This window comes from Mycobacterium sp. NS-7484 (genome assembly GCF_001953975.1).
Lineage (GTDB): Bacteria > Actinomycetota > Actinomycetes > Mycobacteriales > Mycobacteriaceae > Mycobacterium.
In genome coordinates, this window is record NZ_MBEJ01000043.1 from 1 (window position 1) to 545 (window position 545).

Below are 545 nucleotides of genomic sequence, written 5' to 3' on the forward strand. Positions count from 1 at the left end.
GCTGCCCACCTACATGGTCCCGGCCGCCATCGTCACCATCGACACCCTGCCACTGACCATCAACGGCAAACTCGACAAAAAGGCCTTGCCCGCACCGGAATACGAACAGAGCGACAACTACCGCGCTCCCGCCGACCCGGTCGAAGAAGTCCTCGCCGGCATCTACGCCCAGATCCTGGGGCTGGAACGCGTCGGTGTCGACGATTCGTTCTTCGAATTGGGTGGCGACAGCATCTTGTCGATGCAGGTGGCGTCACGGGCGCGAGCGGCGGGCCTGGTGTGTCGTCCGCGTGACATCTTCGTCCAGCAGACGGTTGCCCGCCTCGCGAAGGTTGTCGGCGTGGCCGACGATGTCGCCGAGGTCATCGACGACGGGCTCGGCCCGGTACGGCCCACCCCGATCATGCACTGGCTCAAAGGACTCGACACCGGCACCGGCGCCATCAACGAATACAACCAAACCGTCGTCCTACAAGCCCCCACCGACACCACCGACACCGACATCACCGCCCTACTGCAAGCCCTCCTCGACCACCACGGCATGC

Annotated in this window: 1 protein-coding gene; it reads left to right on the forward strand. The window is 64.6% G+C overall.

Annotated features, from left to right (window positions below; genetic code table 11):
* The coding region (locus A5733_RS08965; protein ID WP_158070594.1) for a phosphopantetheine-binding protein at positions 1-545 on the forward strand (545 nt) is incomplete at both ends.